The sequence below is a fragment of the Photorhabdus tasmaniensis genome (assembly GCF_011189505.1).
In the GTDB taxonomy this organism is placed as follows: Bacteria; Pseudomonadota; Gammaproteobacteria; order Enterobacterales; family Enterobacteriaceae; genus Photorhabdus; species Photorhabdus tasmaniensis.
The window spans coordinates 1-1,879 of the sequence record NZ_PUJU01000133.1; the positions used below are offsets into that span (position 1 = coordinate 1).

Consider the following 1,879-nt stretch of genomic DNA (forward strand, 5'->3'; position numbering starts at 1 on the left):
ACGTCTTACGACACTCCCCACTGATTTTAAAGCAAATATCACTGAATGATGCTCTTAACCACTTAACAAGAGTCTACCGAAATATGGTGCTGGTTTATTAGCACCGATTTGTGGGGATCCCTCAGCCAATTGGGGGCTCCTGAGTTTTTCGAACAGAGAAAAAACCAGTAATAACAAGGGTAATTTGGATTCAATTCGAATCCTGTAGGGCCATCTCTAAGTCTCTAAATGTCTTTTAAAGTCTACAAATCTCTTAAAAAACAAAGAAAACCAAGAAACTACAATCTATCGATGTCTACTAGGGTATGTTGAAATCTACAGATCTCTGGGGGCATAATAGGGGGCATTGTTAGGTTCAATCAAAATAGATGCCCTCAAATGAAGTTGACAGCCAGACAGATAGAGACCGCGAAGCCCAAAGACAAATCGTACAAACTCTCCGATGGTGGGGGCATGTACTTAGAAATTTTCCCGAATGGTTCCAAATGTTGGCGGTTAAAATATCGTTTTGTTGGCAAAGAAAAGCGATTGGCATTTGGTACTTATCCCACCGTAACTTTGGCAGAAGCCAGAAACCAGAAACAAAAGGGAAGACGCCAAGAAAATATTGGCAAATGGCGATGATCCAAGGCAGGTCAAAAGACAGGAAAAAAGAGAAAAGGCTCTCATCGTAAATAACAGCTTCGAAAAAATCGCCCTTGAGTGGCACGCTTGCAAGGCTCCTAACTGGTCAAAGGGATACGCAGATGACCTTTTAGAAGGCTTCACAAAAGATATTTTCCCTTACATCGGCAAACACGCCATCACCAATATCAAACCCTTAGACATGCTCACACTTGCGCAAAATGGAACAGCGCGGCGTTCTCGATAAGTTGAAAAAGATCAGACAAGCATGTAATCAAGTTTTCAAATACGCAATTGTCACGGGAAGAGCAGAATATAATCCTGCGGCTGAACTGGCTGGCGCATTAGCGACACCAAAAGCCAAGCATTTCCCACATTTGAATGTTGATGAATTACCTGCATTTTTACAGGCATTTTCCCTCTATAGCGGAAGTAAAATTACTCAAATCGCTACCAAATTACTTTTACTTACCGGATTAAGAACAATAGAACTGCGAGCCTCTACTTGGGCAGAAATTGATTTAGACAAAGCAATTTGGGAAATCCCACAAGAATGCATGAAAATGCGTCGGCCTCATATTGTTCCGCTTTCTGGGCAAGTTTTGGCTTTGCTGAAAGAGTTGGAAGCGATCACAGGCCGATTTAACTATGAAAAATATGTTCATTCTTTAAACCATGAACAATGGTTTCTGGCTTTGCAAATACGGCTTGGATTCACATTAAATGCACGCAATCACTTATTTAATGAAAGAACTCATAACATTTAAAAATTTTTGATTCCATATTGGCATAGTTATTAAAGCATCTACTCACACTTAACTCAAAGAAAAACACCTGCCTATTTTAGGTCATAAAAATTCAGCTCAGTTTGATAAAAAATTAATAAATTACTTTGCATATCACCTTGTGCTGCAAGAATTAAGAGCTCTTCATAACAACTAAAACAAACGATTTCTCCAAATAGTGAGAGATTTTTACACAACTTATTCAATAGTTGACTTTTACAAAAATAAACTTATGCAAATACCAATTAAAAAAATAATAACATCAACATCACTTTTAGCAAACAAAAAAATATAGAATTTAAGTTCAAAAATAAATAAAAAAAACACAAAGCACAACATATAACCGTCATTCCGCACCGTATTTATGATTTAAAAATAATGTGATCTTACACAGGTTTTTTGTATTGATGACATTAGTGGGATTGACGGCAATCGCCAATTTTGATCTATTACTTTTATTTGCCGGAAAG

1 pseudogene is annotated in these 1,879 nt (G+C 37.5%); it reads left to right on the plus strand.

Annotation, left to right across the window (positions count from 1 at the left end):
• Positions 1-378: 378 nt before the first annotated feature.
• Positions 379-1,274 (plus strand): annotated as a pseudogene (locus C5471_RS23105) (tyrosine-type recombinase/integrase); the annotation flags it as partial.
• Positions 1,275-1,879: the final 605 nt, after the last annotated feature.